Source organism: Serratia sp. JKS296 (assembly GCF_900215445.1).
In the GTDB taxonomy this organism is placed as follows: domain Bacteria; phylum Pseudomonadota; class Gammaproteobacteria; order Enterobacterales; family Enterobacteriaceae; genus Serratia; species Serratia marcescens.
Map to the genome: position 1 here is coordinate 42,439 of NZ_OCMX01000002.1, position 17,455 is coordinate 59,893.

13 protein-coding genes and 5 pseudogenes are annotated in these 17,455 nt (G+C 52.2%); 10 read left to right on the forward strand and 8 right to left on the reverse strand.

The annotated features are described in order from the left end of the window. Window positions 1–201: 201 nt before the first annotated feature. From glpT to CRO23_RS24150, 4 genes are all read left to right on the forward strand, one after another. Window positions 202–1,557 (forward strand): glycerol-3-phosphate transporter, encoded by a 1,356-nt coding sequence (gene glpT / locus CRO23_RS24135; RefSeq protein WP_097103237.1) that lies wholly within the window; start codon window positions 202–204, stop codon window positions 1,555–1,557. 82 nt (window positions 1,558–1,639) lie between these two features. Then, the gene (locus CRO23_RS24140; RefSeq protein ID WP_255253528.1) at window positions 1,640–1,906 is read left to right on the forward strand and encodes a YtcA family lipoprotein; all 267 of its coding nucleotides are present in this window, start codon (window positions 1,640–1,642) and stop codon (window positions 1,904–1,906) included. A 10-nt stretch (window positions 1,907–1,916) separates the two neighbouring features. After that, window positions 1,917–2,954, forward strand: coding sequence for a multidrug transporter subunit MdtN (gene mdtN, locus CRO23_RS24145; RefSeq protein WP_097103240.1), 1,038 nt, complete (start codon window positions 1,917–1,919; stop codon window positions 2,952–2,954). Window positions 2,955–2,958: 4 nt separating this feature from the next. Further along, window positions 2,959–4,953, forward strand: a complete 1,995-nt coding sequence (locus CRO23_RS24150) for an FUSC family protein (protein ID WP_097103242.1) — start codon at window positions 2,959–2,961, stop codon at window positions 4,951–4,953. Window positions 4,954–5,278: 325 nt separating this feature from the next. On the opposite strand, the gene CRO23_RS25000 is transcribed toward CRO23_RS24150, so the two are convergent. Further along, window positions 5,279–6,190: a YncE family protein gene (locus CRO23_RS25000; RefSeq protein ID WP_141398635.1), complete on the reverse strand. Its 912-nt coding sequence runs from the start codon at window positions 6,188–6,190 to the stop codon at window positions 5,279–5,281. Between the two features lie 763 nt (window positions 6,191–6,953). Next, a pseudogene (locus CRO23_RS24155) lies at window positions 6,954–7,626 on the reverse strand (IS1 family transposase). Window positions 7,627–7,722: 96 nt separating this feature from the next. On the opposite strand from CRO23_RS24155, the gene CRO23_RS24160 reads away from it, so the two are divergent. Continuing rightward, window positions 7,723–8,631, forward strand: a complete 909-nt coding sequence (locus CRO23_RS24160; RefSeq protein ID WP_097103244.1) for a LysR family transcriptional regulator — start codon at window positions 7,723–7,725, stop codon at window positions 8,629–8,631. Window positions 8,632–8,639: 8 nt separating this feature from the next. Here the strand turns inward: CRO23_RS24160 and CRO23_RS24165 are convergent, their stop codons facing one another. After that, window positions 8,640–10,334 (reverse strand): thiamine pyrophosphate-binding protein, encoded by a 1,695-nt coding sequence (locus tag CRO23_RS24165; RefSeq protein WP_097103246.1) that lies wholly within the window; start codon window positions 10,332–10,334, stop codon window positions 8,640–8,642. A 130-nt stretch (window positions 10,335–10,464) separates the two neighbouring features. Between CRO23_RS24165 and CRO23_RS24170 the strand changes: the two are divergent. The 5 genes and pseudogenes from CRO23_RS24170 to umuC all read left to right on the forward strand — a co-directional run. Next, window positions 10,465–10,755, forward strand: a pseudogene (locus CRO23_RS24170) (transposase); the annotation flags it as partial. Continuing rightward, window positions 10,749–10,997: pseudogene (locus tag CRO23_RS24175) on the forward strand (Tn3 family transposase); the annotation flags it as partial. The pseudogenes CRO23_RS24170 and CRO23_RS24175, both read left to right, overlap by 7 nt. Window positions 10,998–11,029: 32 nt before the next feature. After that, window positions 11,030–11,143 (forward strand): annotated as a pseudogene (locus CRO23_RS25425) (SOS response-associated peptidase family protein); the annotation flags it as partial. A 194-nt stretch (window positions 11,144–11,337) separates the two neighbouring features. Beyond that, a complete protein-coding gene (gene umuD, locus CRO23_RS24180; RefSeq protein WP_097103332.1) occupies window positions 11,338–11,754 on the forward strand; it encodes a translesion error-prone DNA polymerase V autoproteolytic subunit in 417 nt (138 codons plus the stop codon). Window positions 11,755–11,756: 2 nt separating this feature from the next. Then, a pseudogene (gene umuC / locus CRO23_RS24185) lies at window positions 11,757–13,019 on the forward strand (translesion error-prone DNA polymerase V subunit UmuC). A 1,025-nt stretch (window positions 13,020–14,044) separates the two neighbouring features. Here the strand turns inward: umuC and CRO23_RS24190 are convergent. From CRO23_RS24190 to CRO23_RS24215, 5 genes are all read right to left on the reverse strand, one after another. Then, window positions 14,045–14,992, reverse strand: coding sequence for a Replication protein (locus CRO23_RS24190; RefSeq protein WP_097103248.1), 948 nt, complete (start codon window positions 14,990–14,992; stop codon window positions 14,045–14,047). Window positions 14,993–15,423: 431 nt separating this feature from the next. Continuing rightward, the gene (gene repA / locus CRO23_RS24200; protein WP_071532852.1) at window positions 15,424–15,675 is read right to left on the reverse strand and encodes a replication regulatory protein RepA; all 252 of its coding nucleotides are present in this window, start codon (window positions 15,673–15,675) and stop codon (window positions 15,424–15,426) included. A 158-nt stretch (window positions 15,676–15,833) separates the two neighbouring features. Then, a complete protein-coding gene (locus CRO23_RS24205; protein WP_097103250.1) occupies window positions 15,834–16,616 on the reverse strand; it encodes a TraX family protein in 783 nt (260 codons plus the stop codon). A 13-nt stretch (window positions 16,617–16,629) separates the two neighbouring features. Then, on the reverse strand, window positions 16,630–17,184 hold the full coding sequence (locus CRO23_RS24210; protein ID WP_097103252.1) for a phospholipase D family nuclease: 555 nt from the start codon (window positions 17,182–17,184) through the stop codon (window positions 16,630–16,632). Then, window positions 17,177–17,395 (reverse strand): hypothetical protein, encoded by a 219-nt coding sequence (locus tag CRO23_RS24215; protein ID WP_097103254.1) that lies wholly within the window; start codon window positions 17,393–17,395, stop codon window positions 17,177–17,179. The genes CRO23_RS24210 and CRO23_RS24215 overlap by 8 nt, the downstream gene beginning before the upstream one ends. Window positions 17,396–17,455: the final 60 nt, after the last annotated feature.

Consider the following 17,455-nt stretch of genomic DNA (forward strand, 5'->3'; position numbering starts at 1 on the left):
GGCGAGCTTAATTTATATATAGTTTTATGTTCTTCAAAGTAAAGGATTTAATATTTTACATCAAAAATACTACCTAATCAGGATTTACTCACTTTAAAAATGCATATTCAGCGCACGTTTAGATCAATGATACAGACTGCATAGGCGTTGTAAATTTGCAAGGAGAGATCTTCTAAAAAATTTAAGTCGCTGGAGGCGCTTATGTTCAGTATTTTTAAGCCGGCCGCACACATCGCCCGTGTGCCGAGCGATAAGGTAGACCCGCTCTACCGTAAGCTGCGCTGGCAAATTTTCCTGGGGATCTTCTTCGGTTACGCCGCTTACTATCTGGTGCGTAAGAACTTCACCCTGGCCATGCCTTACCTGATCGAACAAGGCTTCAGCCGCGGCGACCTCGGCTTCGCGCTGTCGGGCATCTCCATCGCCTACGGCTTCTCCAAATTCATCATGGGTTCGGTCTCCGACCGTTCCAACCCACGAGTGTTCCTGCCTGCCGGCCTGATCCTGGCGGCGGCGGTGATGTTGTTCATGGGCTTCGTGCCGTGGGCCACCTCCAGCATCGCCATCATGTTCGTCCTGCTGTTCCTGTGCGGCTGGTTCCAGGGCATGGGTTGGCCGCCGTGCGGCCGCACCATGGTGCACTGGTGGTCGCAGAAAGAGCGCGGCGGCATCGTTTCCATCTGGAACTGCGCCCACAACGTGGGTGGCGGCCTGCCGCCGCTGCTGTTCCTGCTGGGCATGGCTTGGTTCAACGACTGGCACGCGGCGCTGTACATGCCGGCCTTCGGCGCCATCCTGGTGGCCCTGATCGCCTTCGCCCTGATGCGCGACACCCCGCAATCCTGCGGCCTGCCGCCGATTGAAGAGTACAAAAACGACTATCCGGACGACTACAGTGAAAAAGACGAAGAAGAGCTGACCGCCAAGCAGATCTTCATGCAGTACATCCTGCCGAACAAGCTGCTGTGGTACATCGCGGTCGCCAACGTGTTCGTCTACCTGCTGCGTTACGGCATTCTGGACTGGTCGCCGACTTACCTGAAAGAAGTGAAGCACTTCGCGCTGGACAAGTCTTCCTGGGCTTACTTCCTGTACGAATACGCCGGTATCCCGGGCACCCTGCTGTGCGGCTGGATGTCGGACAAAGTGTTCAAAGGCAACCGCGGCGCCACCGGCGTGTTCTTCATGACGCTGGTGACCATCGCCACCGTGGTGTTCTGGATGAACCCGGCCGGTAACCCGACCGTAGACATGATCTGTATGCTGGTCATCGGCTTCCTGATCTACGGCCCGGTAATGCTGATCGGCCTGCACGCGCTGGAGCTGGCGCCGAAGAAAGCCGCCGGCACCGCCGCGGGCTTCACCGGCCTGTTCGGCTACCTGGGCGGCTCGGTCGCGGCCAGCGCCATCGTCGGCTACACCGTAGACTTCTTCGGTTGGGACGGCGGCTTCATGGTGATGATCGGCGGCGGCGTGCTGGCGGTTATCCTGCTGCTGCTGACCATGCTGAACGAAAAGAAACACCACGCGGAAATCGCAGCCGGCAAACGCGGCTAAGCGTCACACGACTTTTGCATGATTTAAAGGCCGCCCTGCGACCTTTTTACTACCCTGCCCCCAACAACACGGAGAAAACGGAATGCGGACTCAAGTCAAAGCCCTGCTGACAGGGATCATTCTCGTTACACCAATGGGGTGTAAGCCTGCACCAGCTATAGTGGTGTTCGGCGCTTCGTTCCCCGACTGGCTGTTTTGCCTGTACGGCGGCGTGGCGGGCATGGTGGCGATCCACCTGCTGCTGCGCACCCAGGAAAAACGCGCCTGGCTGGCGCCGCAACTGCTGACGTATCCTGCGCTGACCGCGCTGATCGCCATGCTGATCTGGTTACTGGTCTTCCCCCACTGAGTCTAGTGCTATGACCCAATCCTACATCCCAAACCGGCGCAGACTACTGGTACTTATCATCCTGGCGTTGACGCTCATCGTGGCCGTCGTCGTCGTCTGGCGGGTGGAAAACGCCCCCACTACCGACGATGCCTACGCCTATGCCGACACCATCGACGTAGTGCCGGAGGTGAACGGTCGCATCGTCGAGATGCCGATCCGAGACAACCAGGAAGTGCGGCAAGGCGATCTGCTGTTCCGCCTTGATCCGCGCCCTTACCAGGACGCGCTAGCGGCCAGCGAAGCACGCCTGATCACGTTGAATGAACAGATCAAGCTGACGCAGCGCTCGATCAACGCACAGCAGTACAACGCCGAGTCGATGAACACCATCGTCAAACGCTCGCAGGCAGTGGTGGCACAGGCGACCGACACCCTCAACCGCCGGCAGAAGCTGCTCGGCAAGAACTACGTTTCGGCGGAAGAAGTGGAAACCGCCCGCACCTCCCAGCGCTCGGCGCAGGCGGAGCTGCAGGCCGCATTACTGCAGGCGAAACAGGCGGAAGCCGCCGTCAGCGGCGTCGAAGCCCTGGTCGCGCAGCGCGCCGAAGTACAGGCCGACATCGCCATCGCCAAACTGAACCTGGAGTTCACCGAGGTGAGAGCACCGTTCGACGGCCGCATCGCCTCCCTGAAAACCACCGTCGGCCAGTATGCCTCCAGCGCCAAGCCGGTATTCACGCTGATCGACACCCGCCGCTGGTACGTGGTCGCCAACTTCCGCGAAACCGACCTGAAAGGCGTGCATCCCGGCGTGCCGGCCACGCTGTATTTAATGAGCGACGCCGGCCAGACCTTCAGCGGCAAGGTGGAATCGATCAGCTACGGCGTGCAGCCCGACGACGGCGGCACCGTGCTGGGCGGGCTGCCCAACGTGGCGCGCAACATCAACTGGGTGCACGTTTCGCAACGCTTCCCGGTCAAGATCGTAGTAGAGGCCCCCAACCCGGCGCTGTTTCGCGTGGGCGCTTCGGCGGTCGCCAAGCTGAACCTGCGCCATGAAGAGTAAAACGATGTCTCGTGGCTGGCTGTCTCAACTAATTAACGAGCTGCGCCCTTCGGACAGCCGCATCAACCTGATGAGCCGCACCCTGCTCTCCAGCGCGATCGCCATCATGATCTCGCAGACGTTGCAGGTACCGTGGCTGGCGCTGTCGCTGATTGCTGTCTTCTTTATCACGCAGTCCAATATTGTGATCACCCGCATGATAGGCATCCTGTTTTTCGTCAGCTCCACGCTGGCAATCGGCGCCGCTATCCTGGTGCTGAAGTTCACCTACGACTACCCAATGCTACGCATCCTGCTCTCCAGCGCGCTGTTTTTCCTCAGCGTGTTCCTGATGCGGGTGACCAAGGTCGGGGTGCTGTTTTTCCTGATGGCGCTGGTAGTTATTGAGGCACAAAGCTTAGTCGATCTCACTCCGCAGGCGGAAGTGGTGATACGGCTGGTGCTGTGGGTATGGGTGGCGATCAACTACGCCATCCTGCTCACCCTGATCGTCAATACCCTGCTGCTGCCGGCCGAACCGCTGAAACAGCTAAAGGGCCGGATGAACGCGGTGTTGGACGAAACCCGCGCTATGTTGGCCAACGGCGGCGAGACGCGCGATCTGAGCGCCATCTCGCAGCACGCCACCGAGCTGCATAAGCTGCTGCGCTTTTCGGTGATGCGCAGCGATCGCTGCCGCGCCAACGAGCCCGGATATCTGGCGCTGATCACCTTGGTGTTGCAGCTCAATATTCTGGCCTACCAACTGCCGCCGGCTTTCGGTGCGGCCGCGCGTCAGTTGGCGCAAGAGATAGACGCCGCCTGCCGCGCGCTGCAAACCGCGATCAGCCACGACAGCGCGCTGCGATTTTCCGTCGCGATCGCCGGCAGCGACGATCCGCAGGTGCCGGCGCCGCTCAATGAAATGGCCGGCCTCCTGCAGGTCTACGCCAACCGCAGCGACTACGACTACGCCGACGCCCTGCAGGCCGCGCCGCCGCCAAAAGTGCCCTTCTTTACCCCCGATGCCCTGACCAACCCGGTTTACATCCAGTTTTCGTTGAAAACGCTGCTGACCGTGCTGGTCGCCTACGTGTTTTATACCGCCGTCGATTGGTCCGGCATTCATACCATCATGCTGAGCTGCCTGATCGTGGCGCAGCCCAGCCTCGGCGCCACGCAGCGGCGGGCGCGGCTGCGTCTCGGCGGCGCGGCGATCGGCAGCCTGCTGGCGCTGATCTCGGTGGTGTGGATCATGCCTCACCTCGACAGCCTCGTCGGCTTGCTGCTGCTGACGCTGCCGGTGATCGCCCTCTCCGCCTGGATCGCCGCCGGCTCCGAGAAAATAAGCTATGCCGGGATACAGATCCTGTTCACCTTTTCCCTGGCGCTGCTGGAAAGCTTCGGCCCGGTCACCGAGCTGACCGAGATCCGCGATCGCCTGATCGGCATCGTGCTGGGGGTAGGGTTCGCCACCTTCATTCACGCCACGCTGTGGCCGGAATACGAAGGGGAGTCACTGCGGCAGCAGGTTGCCAACGTGCTGCGGGAACTGTCGCGCTTCCTCAGCGGCGAGAACACCAACGCCATCGGCATCTGGCAAAAGATCGAGGGCTGCGAAGCGGTGGTGGCCCGGGTGACGCTGGAGCCCACCTGGCAGCTGGCGGACGATAACCATGAAAGCTTCACCCGGCATATCCAACTGATCTTTAACCAGACGCGCAGCCTGTTGCTGACCAGCGAAAAGCTCAACACCTATCTGGCAGGCGGTGGCGCGGCGCTGTCCGCGCAGGAACGCCAGGCGCTGACCGAGGTGCAACGTCAGGGCGGGCGCGTTCTCGCCGAGTATGCGGCGCAGCTTTCCCGCGCGCCGCAAGCGTTGCGGGCACCCGGCTTTAATCCTCCATTAGCTGCCATACATAGCGATATTGGGCTCCATCTAGTAAAGGAATTAAGCAATAATATAAACCAACTACCTCATTCAAGCACTAACATATACGCGTACCCCGCTCAAATGTAAATTTTTATGCTCATCGGACGTTTCGCATCTACAATAAAGTATTGAAACAATAGTATCGAATATAATACTGAACAGCAGAAAAGAATTTTCAGCGCACGCTGTGGTTATTTTTACGATTATGATCACAACATCACTAAGAAAAAAGGATTTGTGTACTTAGAAATCTGATACATCTTCACTGGAAGAGAGGCTTAGTCGTCCATAATTTTTAACAGGAACTTATTAAATGTTTTACCTTGAATTCTCGCCGATGTATCTTGTGTAACATTCCATGGGGCTAGGAGACGCAAAAAACATTTACTCTCCTAACCAATGGATATGATGACTATTTTATTCTTTTACAGATATCACCCATCTTATAAAGATAAACCTCGCTGACTTCTTTTTTATAACCAGGATAAGGTTTTTTTGGTATCCCATTAATTATTTTCATTCCGCGATTTGCAAGTACCAATAGATTATTATTTTTAATGAACACCCCTTCTATTTCTCCAAAATCATTAAAATCACTAAATTTTCTTTCCAATACAGCCGTTGCAACTGATGCTTTTGACAAATCAATTCTATATAAACCATCAGCCTGTTTTTTATCAGCATCCCCGTCATCAGCAGTAATATAAAGTTTACCATCAACGTAACTCACACCTTGAATCCATTTCAAATAAGGCAATATTTCAACCTTTCGCTTATATCTCCCACTATCAATGTCATATTCATAGATATAGCTCTTTCCTTTATCATCAAGCCAAGAAGAAACCCATAGTGAGTGATTATCTTCGTCAATGGCAACAGCAGAACCTTCGCGTTGTCCGGATGATAAATCGAGAGGGATATCTTTTATATGATATAAATTATTAGCATCATAAATCGATATTTTTAGATTTTTAACTTCGCGCTCATCAAACCACTCCGCAGCCGCATAAATTTTATCATCTAATATAGAGATCCCACCTAAATGGTTCAATATTTTTTCTCTTCCTACAAAAGGTGTTTTATTTAATTTTTTCAGCATCCCATTCTTATCATATTTTGCTAGCGTTTTTGTTCCTGAAATATAATAATAGCTATTATCAGAAGCAACGCCTTGTCTGCCATTCACCGTCATCTTGCCGCTCATAAAATAACAATACAAAGAACCCGGATATAGAGCATTTTGACTAACGGCAAAAGAAGTTTTAAAATAAACCATGGATGTTATCATTAAAAATAGGACGGGCAATTTTTTTAATCCATTCATAAAATAAACCTCACATTATACTAAAAATGCATTATAACGGCATATAAAACATCAACCATTCAACCTACTCAACCGAATAACCTTAATAATCATATAAACTCTCTGCACATATTTTAATATTAGCGCTCCCTTGCATTATATTTTACAAACGCACTTACTCTTCATTATTGTGATTTCAACTAATAAACATCAATTTCACACGCTAATTTTCACTGCTCGCAATAAACTCACTTATTGCATTATTGAAAAAATTACATATATTCACACTAAATGATTTATGTCAAAAACACCTCATTACCCTTCCTAACTTATTTATCTAAGAGCTCAACATATTTATCAGCAGTATCCTCACCTAAATATAGACACTCATATTATTTTACTTTCTAAATATTATGCGCTGCCTTGCTAAATTTTATTAAGTAACATACCTACACGGTCAATTATTCACTTTCATATATCATTTAAACATCTACAACCTTCATATCAAAAAACAGTTCTTATGTCTTATGCCTGACTGGAAAAATTTCAACATGACAAACCCACAATAATCGCGTAACAAAAAACATCTTCCAACCCTATTACTTTACGCTTATAAGCTAATTAAATTAAATTTAGGCTAACAATTCAACCTTAAGAAATGGGACCAGCATCACACCAAGACAAAAAAACAGCACATTATCTTTAGTATCACTACTTTTCCATTGTCACATATCAAAAACAACAATCAAGTTGGTTATAAATGGAATTTTATGTTCATTAAACTCTAGAATGATGGATCCAATTTGTAGAACATGAGTTTTTTTATGAAAACACAGATAAACTTTTCATGAGACTCAACAGAGCATGAATAGCTGAGGGTTCTGCGGGCCAACCGTTTGATACGGGTTTTTAGCATCAGATTATTACGTTCAATGTGTTGAGTTAAGAACTTGCCAGTCAGATGATTATCCTTTGATATCTATCTGATATAACTATCCCCTAATCATCATTATAGGTTATAATGCTGATGTTAAAGGAAGTCCGCAAGCTAGTAACTCACGACACATGTTGTCAGTTCGAGAGCCAAAAGTGTGAAGGCTAGTACACCATCGTTTTTCATGTTATATCCGTAACACAAGCCAGTTTAGTTGGGTTCTATTGCCAACAAAACGCTACTGTCCTTCGAGTTTACAGATGAGCGTCACATCAGCATGAGATAACCGTGCTAGAGTTTTTTAAAGTCCGGATGGCTATGTTAATGCAAACCTTCAATGTCCTGGCGATATCACAATGCCGAGCCCGCTGAAAGCTATTTCTTTAACATCTGACTTTCCGGCTTCTAATTCGTAAATGAGCTGAATCATGCGGTGACAATCACGGCGATTTCCTTTCAAATTCTGCCCATGACGATAAGCTTGAGCAAACTGACAACGGGATAATGAATGCCCCCTAGCCATGAATGAACTCCAAAATTGACAATTATGCCATTAAATTCAATTAATTATACACACTACTTTTAATCGATATCATTCGCCCTCAGGAGAGGCACTACAATGACCCCAACACTTAACCAGCTAGCCAGCTTTTGCATCGTCGCAGAGATTGGAAATATGAGTAGGGCTGCCGAAAAACTGAATATATCTCAACCCCCACTAAGCCGACAGATAGCTCAATTAGAGCGCATATTAGGTACAACATTATTCACTCGCAACGCAAAAGGAATGCGTTTAACACTTGCCGGTGAGCAATTTTTAGTCGACGCCCGCGCCGTATTAAACTTAATGCAACAGGCTTGCAACAATGTACAGGCAGTAGCCGCAGGGCAACGAGGTTTGTTAAAACTTGGCGCGACTATGTATGCATCGTATAGCGTTATCCCTCCCGTAACTATGAAACACCAGGCCAATCAACCTGACATAGTTTTACAGTTTCAGGAAATGATCCCCACCGAACTTAACACTGCGTTACAGGATGGGCGATTAGATGCAGCGATCAGTTTTGCGGAAAGACCAACACCGGGAATTAACACAATGATACTGTTACAAGAACCATTGATAATTGCTTTGCCCACAACTCACCCACAAGCAACAGCCGAACATTTCAGCTTGAGTGAATTAAACAAAGATCGATTTATAACCGTACCGCGATTGATGGCCCCCATGCTTTACGACACCATTTTACATCAATGCCTAAAGGCAGGTTTTAGCCCACAAATAGGAATGGAGGTCTCAGTGCAACAAACAATCGTAAACTTTGTTGCATACGGTTTCGGCGTTGCACTTATACCAGCAAGCATGGAAAACGCACAAATTAAAGGCGTTATCTATAGAAAGATTGAGGATGCAAACCAGATCCAGAATGTATTAATGTGGTCTGATAAAAATCGAAATCCATGCCTAAAGCACTTTTTGAAAATGTGCCGGGCAATACGAGATAATTTGCTAGCGGCACAACAAGATTAAGGGACTATTCAGCCTTTGCTGATAACAATTTCGATAAGACTTGGCTGACCACAAGCTAATGCTGCCTCAACTGCTGGGGCAATGTCACCGGCCCGGGTAATTTTGCATGTTGCCAGCCCCATAGACGCGCCTAACGCCTGATAATCAATAGTAGGGTTAACAAGATCCATAGCGATGAATCGATCAGTCTTAGCAGATGTGTAATCCTCCTGTGAGCGCATAAAGTTTTTAAGCACATTATATTCTGTGTTATTCATCACGATAAACGTTACCGGTAAATGTTCGTGCGCTGCCGTCCAGAGCGCTTGTGGGGAGTACATCGCCGCACCGTCGCCGACAAAGCACACTACCGGTGCTTTACCGAGTCCAAGCGAATAACCAACTGCAGCAGGCATCCCCCACCCCAAACCGCCACCACGAAGGAATGCATATTGATCCGCCCTATCACTCGACAGTGATTTACGCAGAGCTTGAGAGGTTGCGATTGCTTCGTCAACAATTGTCACATCAGGCCCGATAGCTCGTGCAGCCTCGAATGCCGCCACTAACGGAGTGATCACCGCCGCTGATTGTTGCTCTTTCACTAGCTCTAACAGGTTTTCTTTGCTTAATGCAAACTCTGCAGCAGCTTGCACATATCGAGTGTTATAATCGGTGCGATTATTCACCGTCGCTTTATCCAATTCTGGCAACAACGCCGCCAGCGATGATTTTATGTCACCTACCAACGACAGATCACTAGAGTAAGTGCGCCCCAAATCGCCCGCATCGGATGAAAGCTGATACACATTGCAATGTTCGGGAACCGCACTACCTTCCGTGTACAAAATAGTGATCAGCGACTTACCGCCGAGAGCAAAGATCGCATCGTACTGATTAAGCGCTTTAGCAATTTCCGTAGCTTTTGTAGAAAGGTTGCCCCGCCACAGTGGATGCGCGGTTGGATAAGGAATACGATTAGGCCAAGTAGACCCGTAAACATCGGCGGCAAGCATTTCAGCCACTGCGACAACTTCGCATGACGCACCACTTTGATAGATCTCATCACCGGCAACAATGGCAATTTTTCCCGGTGTGTATGCCGCTAATTTACTGGCAAGTAGAGGCAGCGAGCTGGCAACAGCTGAGCGGTCAATCGTTGAGGGAGTGCCAATCCCAATAGTGCTGAGCGATTCCATTACATCCATTGGTAGAGAGAGAAAAACGGAACCTTTCGGAGCAGCGTCAGAATCATGAAAAGCACGACGAACCAACACCGGAAGTTGATCAACATGTGTGATTTCTTGTGACCATTTAGCAAACGTCTTACCCATACCGACTAGATCGCCCAACAATAATGGATCAGTTGTTGTGTGACGTAAATCCTGTTGTCCCGCAGTTACCACCAAAGGTGTTTGTGAACATTTGGCGTTTAGCAAATTGCCCATGCCATGCCCCAAGCCGCCCGCCGTATGCAGATTAAGGAAACCTGGCTTTTTCGCTGCTTGTGCGTAGCCGTCCGCCATTGCTACTGCACTGGCCTCCTGTAGCGCTAACACATACTTAATTGCAGGTTTTCTTAACAGCGCATCCATGAACGGTAGTTCGGTTGTACCGGGATTTCCGAACACATATTCAACCCCTTCACTCTCCAACACTTCCAAAAGCACATCACCACCACGCCGTGCATTGGCGTCCTGTATTTTTGCAATAGCCTTACTCATAGATAGATCACCATATTTGTTTATGCGCCATTTCGGGCAGGTGATTTCATTTTAGTGACAGGCTATCACCTCATTCCAATGCTAAAAATATTGTAATTCATATCATAAATGGTATTGCTCCCAGCATCTCTACCTTCATGTACAATACCGTCGTTGCTGGAAAGTGCACTTCGCCAAAAAGACCCGCGGAGCCTGGCGAAGCGTGAAATACCTCGGCCGTTTTCTGAAGCGCCCACCAGTGGCAGCCTCTCAGCTCCGTTATTGCCGTGACGGCACCGTGGTCCATCATCACCAAACGCAGCAGCACAAACGCCAGAAAATCAGCCAGGAGGAAATGCTGCAGCGCTACGTCAGCCATATTCCGGCACGGCATTTTAAGATGGTGCAGTACTGCGGTTTTTTGGCCAACCGCAAGCGGGGCTCACCTTGCTGACTACGGCGATCTCACTCTGGAATACGGTATATATAGAAAGAGCCATAGATTCTCTGAAGCGAAAAGGGATCCCATTCAATGACCAGCTGATTTCTCATCTGTCCCCTCTGGGATGGGAACACATCAACCTGAGCGGAGATTACGTATGGCGAACAAACCTCAAGCTGGGACAGGGGAAATACCGTTCGTTACGCTCAGTAGACAGCGGTCTGTATAAAAAACAGGCTTAGCGTAGGATATTTTCCGTTTTCCAAGCGGACCCCTGTACAGCCTGCAAGCGGAGGATTTCACCTGGCAACCGGTCTCGCCGGCGGTGGGCGCCGTTCGCAATGACAATCCCTCACTCATCCTGGCCATCGAGGCACCAACGGTCTGAGCTGCGCGTTATCCACAGTTTTGGTGGATATCATGTGTGCAAAAACACATGAAGAACGTCAAAAGCTGCAGAAAAAATCACTCAGAAAATTATTATATTACGTCGGATCGCGCTACGAGACCCGGTTTCAGGCTTGCGTGTGCGCACGTTTCGTTTATGACTTGCTGTATATATACAGATAAATTATGCCTATTATGAACGCCAGAGAATTGTACTTTTTTTCGCCAGACCAACCCATCCAACTCCCGCTATACGGGACACCATGCCCGGCAGGTTTCCCCAGCCCTGCCGACGATTACATAGAACAATCCATTGATTTAAATGATTTTATTAGACACCCGGCCGCCACGTATTTCATCCGCGCAACGGGTGAGTCAATGAGCGATGGCGGCATACTGTCAGGAGATTTGCTGATCGTAGATCGGGCTGAAAAACCCATGCATGGCAGCATCGTGATCGCCGCGGTCGACGGTGAGTTTACCGTCAAGCGGCTGCTGCTTACGCCCAGGGTTTGCCTGGCGCCGATGAATCCCGCCTACAGTCCTATTTATCCCGAAACGCTGGAAATTTTCGGGGTAGTGATCCATGCCCTGCACTCGTTCGTGAGGTGACCATGTTTCTCTTGGCTGACGTCAATTCGATGTACTGCGCCTGCGAACAGGTTTTCCGTCCGGATCTTAAAGGGCGTCCAGTGGCTGTTCTTTCGAACAACGACGGCGCCCTGGTGGCAATCAACCGCGAGGGAAAAAAGCTCGGCCTGAAACGTGGCATGCCGTTTTTTCAGGCCAGAGAAATCATTAAAAATCAGAACGTAACTGTCTTCTCAAGCAACTATGCCTTGTACGGCGACATGTCGGCACGCTGCATGACGATTTTAGAATCCCTCGCGCCGGCGATGACGATCTATAGCATCGACGAGGCATTTCTTCACGTTGCCGGCATCGATGCCACAGAGTAATTCGAAGACTACGGGCGCCGAGTCCGTGATACGGTGCTTCAGCAACCCGGGCTCACCTGCGGGATCGGCATTGCTCAGACAATGACCCTGGCCAAACTCGCCAATCACGCCGCTAAAACCTGGCCGGCTACCGGCGGCGTCGTTGATCTGACAAACCGGGATAGACAACGACGGTTGATGGCGTTACTGCCGGTCAGCGAAATTTGGGGATGTGGGCGCCAGTTGACCAAAAAGCTGGCAGCGATGGGGATCACGACTGCACTGCAGCTTGCCGACAGCAATCAGGCGTTGATACGCAGGACGTTCGGGGTTGTGCTCGAGCGCACCGTGCGTGAACTGAACGGTGTGCCGTGTATATCGATCGATGCGCTGCCGGCAAAGCAGCAGATCATCGTCAGCCGGTCATTTGGCCAGCGCGTCACGCAGCTGCAGGACATGCGCCAGGCGGTGTGCCAATACGCAGAGCGCGCTTCCGAGAAATTGCGCCGAGAGCGGCAATACTGCCGGCACGTTTCGGTGTTTGCGCGAACCAGCCCCTTTGCGCCTCATGAGCCTTATTACGCCAACAGCCACAGCGTGCAGCTCATGCTGGCCACACAAGACACCCGCGACATTGTTGCAGCAGCAGTAAAAGCCCTCGATGCGATCTGGCGTGACGGGTTTCGGTATCAGAAAGCGGGCATTATGCTTAACGACTTCTGCGACAAACCTGGCCAGATCGATTTATTCGACGAGCGGCCGCCGCGCGCCGGTAGTGAACAACTGATGAAGGTCATCGATGGCATAAACCAATCCGGGTTGGGGAAAGTCTGGTTTGCCGGCCAGGGTACAAATACAGCCTGGACAATGCGCCGAGAAATGTTGTCACCACGCTACACAACACGACTTCAGGATATCCCTGTTGCCAAACTGGCATAACTTTCTAAGTGCAAGGTTTATGCGCGCCGATGCATGGAGGCGACAACAGCTGTCGCCGGCCTGGATCATGCGGCTGAATGATGTGTCTGCCGTGCCCGTTACAGCGATTAGCCCGTGTTGTTCCATTGTCCTCACAACATCGCCCCTGTATGCGCGTTAGCGCATGGAGGCGACAGCTGAGCGGCAGGAGAACGCCATTAGGTCAGGGTCGCCGGAGACGCGGCGAAGCCGCCCAGGCCTGATAGGTATCGCCTATCCCACCCCTCGCCCTGCTAGACCAATACTGCTAAATGCGACGTATGTCTTTGTGTGCGCCGTCGGAGTGGTCACGACAAGGCGTAGCCGCCGTCGGGGCGTATCTCCGCGTTAGCGGGCCGAAGGGCCGCTTACGGGCGTGTACTCAGTACGCTCAGCAAGAAATCTGAAAGCCACTTAATTTCTGGTTATAACATTCATTATTAAAAGCGACTCTGTTCCGGCCCTTTGGGCCGGGGCGGCGGCGCTTTTCAGCGATGGTGAGGAGGATTGTGGGGCTGAGGTTGGTGAGCTCGGTTTGCTGATAAATTTTCACGATTCTTGCTTGGGTGCAGAGTTTTTTGCCTGCAGCTGTTGCTGCAGGAGCTACTTCAGGTTTTGCCGAGTAAGATTGGGATGTTAAGGGTGATGTTGTTTTTTTGCCCGAGCGAAGTGAGGGAGGTACTCAACGGCAACGGCGTAAGCCGGTGCGCTGAGTTACTCCCTTTTAAAAGGGCTTAGTTTGTTCAGAAACAACCTTCGAAATTAAGCATATTACTGAGTACCTTTTCGAAGTTAATGCACATTACGAAGTTAATGTCGAAGTTAAAGGGTTATTCCTCGTCGAGCGCTATTGTCTGCATCCCCGATCGACGTCGGCGGTCGCGAAAATCATGCCGGCCTCTGCCGAAACATGCCGGATCAATAGCCAACCAGGCATCAGCGGTGGGAAACTGGCAGCACAAAACCCCCGCAGGTCAGGCAGGGTAAAGCAAGCTATGTTCGGAAAATTAGGTTGGAATGGCGCCAGCACGCTCCAGCAGCAGCCGGTAGAATGCCTCTGGATCGCTGTTCAGCAGTCCAGGCTGTTCACGTTTGAGCGTATTTTCCAGCTCCATCGCCTTCAGCGGCGAGCTGCCCATCGTCCACTGCACCCAGGCCTGATAAAAGCCGTTCTGCTTCTGGCGACGGGCTGCGGCCAGCTTTTTGATGCCGGCGGCGGTGTCATCCAGCAGCGTATCCAATCGCTGCTCGTTCTGCTGCCGCCTGGCCAGTTCATTGCCAATCGCCTGTTCCGCGCCGCGCTTAAGGTTTTGCAGGTCGGGACTCACCACCCACCGCCGGATCTTTTTCAGCCGGTTCTTCAGCGAGTGCTTGCGCTCGATGTCGATCCCCAGATGCGCGATGCGAACCAGGTGGCGCTCGTATTTTTGCCTGAGCGTTTCAGTCAGGCCGTTTTTAATCGCCCACAGCCGGTATTGGTTCAGCCACTGGCGAATTTCGTCCACTTGGATGCCGCGGCTGGTGAAGAAGTTCTCCGTCAGCCAGATGCGCAGCGGCTTGTTCTGACCAGTGTCAGTATCCTGCCCGCGCGACACGATGAGATAGTCCAGCTGCTCGAGCACCGACAGCGCATGCAACGCCACGTCATAAGCCTTTCGGCCACTTTCGTAGACGTGCAGCACTCCCATGGCTTTGGCCACGTCCTCGAACGGCAGCATGATCTCGAACGGGTAGTCGCTGTCCGGGTTATAGTCGCAGTTTGCCCCCAGCACGAGGGAAAGCACTGTCAGCGCCTCACGGCTCTCCGACCGCGCGGCAATACGCATCGGTTTGGGACGATAGTCTGGGTTATTGCGTTGGGTATAGGGGATGTAGCCCTGCCGGCGCAGCTCGATCAGATCATCATTACGCCGCCAGTCGTGACTACTCATGCGAGCAACAACTTTGCTCGCCATGCCTTTCGGCACCCGGCAGCATAGGTTTGGCGTATAGCGCCGATGAATTTTTTGTTGCCCACGCCGAAGCGCATTAGCCTCGCCACGCCGGGAGCCACGGGATTCATTGATGTGGTGCTCAACATTCGCAAATTGGCTATTCAAGTAGCCCTGCGCTTATGTTGCGCCGAAGGAGTTGACCTTTAAAAGGCATAAAACTATACTCCCTGCATAGAGCAACGCTTCTATACAGTTTTAAGTGAGCCCCGTTAATCTTTCCCGTCCGCCAAGATAGAGAAGATTATCGGGGTTTTTGCTTTTCAGTGTTCTGGTAACAACCTCCAGACCCACTTCCCTGCCACCTTGCGGCGTGGCCAACCAAAAATTCTGCTAAACGATCAGTAATCTAGCACTCACGGCTACAACGATCAAGAATGTGATGTCGTTGCATTTCAAATGTGTCTTGTCGACTCCATTTCAATCAATCGCTCAATCATTTCGGCCTGTGTAATACCTTCTCGTTCACACATACTTTGAAGTTGATGCTTGAGTGAGTCTCTAACAAAAACACGGACTTCTTTGTGTGTGCTTTTCTTCCGTTCCAGAGAGATTTGCTGCCGTTCAGCGGCGCTCAACGGACTCCCCTTACGATAGGAACGTTTCGTTCTCGATGAGGAAGTTACTACGCTTGCGGCTTGTGTCATTTCAGCCTCCCCAAGGATCTAAAAAGGATCATTTAGCAGAGACTACTACAAAAACCTTGGCTTAGCAGCTGCAAAGCGATCTTTTCTGTCCAGAACATATGATATTGGCGGATATTGCCCTACATACTGAGATCTGCATCATCGATTTTTTTACCGTCTTAACGAACCAACCAGGCGAGCAACGCCAGCAACAACAAGTGCCCTACATAGCCGTACAAGAAAAACCCCCGCTGCAACAGTCGCCGTTGATTGAACGGCGTCGCCAGAGGCAGCGTCCCCAGGATGAGCACTGCCGGCAGCAGCAGGCCGGCCAGCATCATCGTGCCGCCCAGCTCGGCATTGAGCATCAGCACCAAGAGCGGCCAGGCCACGATCGCCAGCCCGCGCACCGGCCAGACGGCCGTCACGTACCCCGGCAGGGAAACGCACAGCCCATAACTGGCCAACAGCAACAGAACGCCGGCAGTACCGTAACTGCCGTCTGTGGCGCCATACGCCCACCACAGCGCCAGCAAAACGCCGCCGGCCAATACCGGGTTAGGTGCGCCCTTGCGCATCGGCAACGACGCCACGGCCAGCGCCTGTGTCACGGCAGCGAACAGGAACAAAATATTCGGATCGGTAAATGCCAGCCCGTCATGACGCATCACCAGCCAATAGCCCGGCTGCGCAACCACAGCCCATATCCACAGCCGAGTCGCCTGCGTCTGCCGGACAGGCCGCGACGCCAGGTTGTACCCCCACAGCAAGGCGAACAGCGGAAATGCTCCCCGCCCCAGCAGCAGCAGAACCGGCTCATTTAGCCCCAGCGCGCGGTTGGCGTGATCGACAACCATCAACACCAATGCCAAAAATTTCAGTACGTCCTGCTGCAGGGGGGTGAAGCGCACTACCTCGCGTACCTGCTGTAGTTTTCCGCTGTGCGGATCGAACATTGCCATCCGATTTCCTTTCTTAGTAAGTCGACGGCCAGTCCTGGCCCTGCGCCCAACGGGATTGCCAGTGAGCCAGGTACTGTTTGGCCACTTCCGGCATGTCGCGCAGCACCACCACATTTTCTGAGTTGGCGCGATGTGCCGATCGGCTGAAATTAAAGCTTCCCGTTTCTGTCGTCACGCCATCCACGACGATCACCTTGTCGTGCAAAATTTTATAGCTGTTCACCGTCCTGACGTTCACGCCGGCGTTAGCCAGTAGGTTCAGTGCCGCCCGGCCGGCGCCGTTCTGGTTGGCCTTCGCATCGACCACCACCCCGACGGCCACCCCACGCCGGTGCGCCGCAATCAGCGCCCGCGCCACTTCCGGCGAAGTAAAGGCGTACCCCATCAGGCGAATATCGCGCCGCGCTTCGCCGATAACGCTCAGTACCAGCTGCTGCGCCGTCCCTTCCGGCGAAAACCCCACCTGTACCGCCGGCGTCGCCAACAGGGGCGATGCCGGCAGCCAGCCGCTGAGCACCAGGGCGGCAACGCCAAACACGCGGGCAGGGAGTCGCCGCGTCTTATTCATGCTCGTCCGCCCTGTTAAGCCGCGCCTGCAGGTGCTTCATGCCCATGTAGACCAACAGCGGCAACGGGACGAGCGCATTGCGCCAATACAGCGGCTGATCGCTCAGCACGTCCCACTGCACATATCCCCAGAGCGCCGCGGCCCCGGACAGCAAGACCGCTGCGTTTAACAAGACGCCCTGCGTCGTTGATACGTTTTGGGTTGTGTTCATCCGTTCTTCCTTTTGGTAATGCCGTGCGGGGCAGGGGCTCGTCACCTGTCCCGCGCGGCG

Excerpts from the sequence above, each read along its gene's own strand:
- glpT (WP_097103237.1), top strand. The coding sequence starts at position 202 with ATGTTCAGTATTTTTAAGCCGGCCGCACACATCGCCCGTGTGCCGAGC.
- CRO23_RS24140 (WP_255253528.1), top strand. The coding sequence starts at position 1,640 with ATGCGGACTCAAGTCAAAGCCCTGCTGACAGGGATCATTCTCGTTACA.
- mdtN (WP_097103240.1), top strand. The coding sequence starts at position 1,917 with ATGACCCAATCCTACATCCCAAACCGGCGCAGACTACTGGTACTTATC.
- CRO23_RS24150 (WP_097103242.1), top strand. The coding sequence starts at position 2,959 with ATGTCTCGTGGCTGGCTGTCTCAACTAATTAACGAGCTGCGCCCTTCG.
- CRO23_RS25000 (WP_141398635.1), bottom strand. The coding sequence starts at position 6,190 with ATGAATGGATTAAAAAAATTGCCCGTCCTATTTTTAATGATAACATCC.
- CRO23_RS24160 (WP_097103244.1), top strand. The coding sequence starts at position 7,723 with ATGACCCCAACACTTAACCAGCTAGCCAGCTTTTGCATCGTCGCAGAG.
- CRO23_RS24165 (WP_097103246.1), bottom strand. The coding sequence starts at position 10,334 with ATGAGTAAGGCTATTGCAAAAATACAGGACGCCAATGCACGGCGTGGT.
- umuD (WP_097103332.1), top strand. The coding sequence starts at position 11,338 with ATGAACGCCAGAGAATTGTACTTTTTTTCGCCAGACCAACCCATCCAA.
- CRO23_RS24190 (WP_097103248.1), bottom strand. The coding sequence starts at position 14,992 with ATGGCGAGCAAAGTTGTTGCTCGCATGAGTAGTCACGACTGGCGGCGT.
- repA (WP_071532852.1), bottom strand. The coding sequence starts at position 15,675 with ATGACACAAGCCGCAAGCGTAGTAACTTCCTCATCGAGAACGAAACGT.
- CRO23_RS24205 (WP_097103250.1), bottom strand. The coding sequence starts at position 16,616 with ATGGCAATGTTCGATCCGCACAGCGGAAAACTACAGCAGGTACGCGAG.
- CRO23_RS24210 (WP_097103252.1), bottom strand. The coding sequence starts at position 17,184 with ATGAATAAGACGCGGCGACTCCCTGCCCGCGTGTTTGGCGTTGCCGCC.
- CRO23_RS24215 (WP_097103254.1), bottom strand. The coding sequence starts at position 17,395 with ATGAACACAACCCAAAACGTATCAACGACGCAGGGCGTCTTGTTAAAC.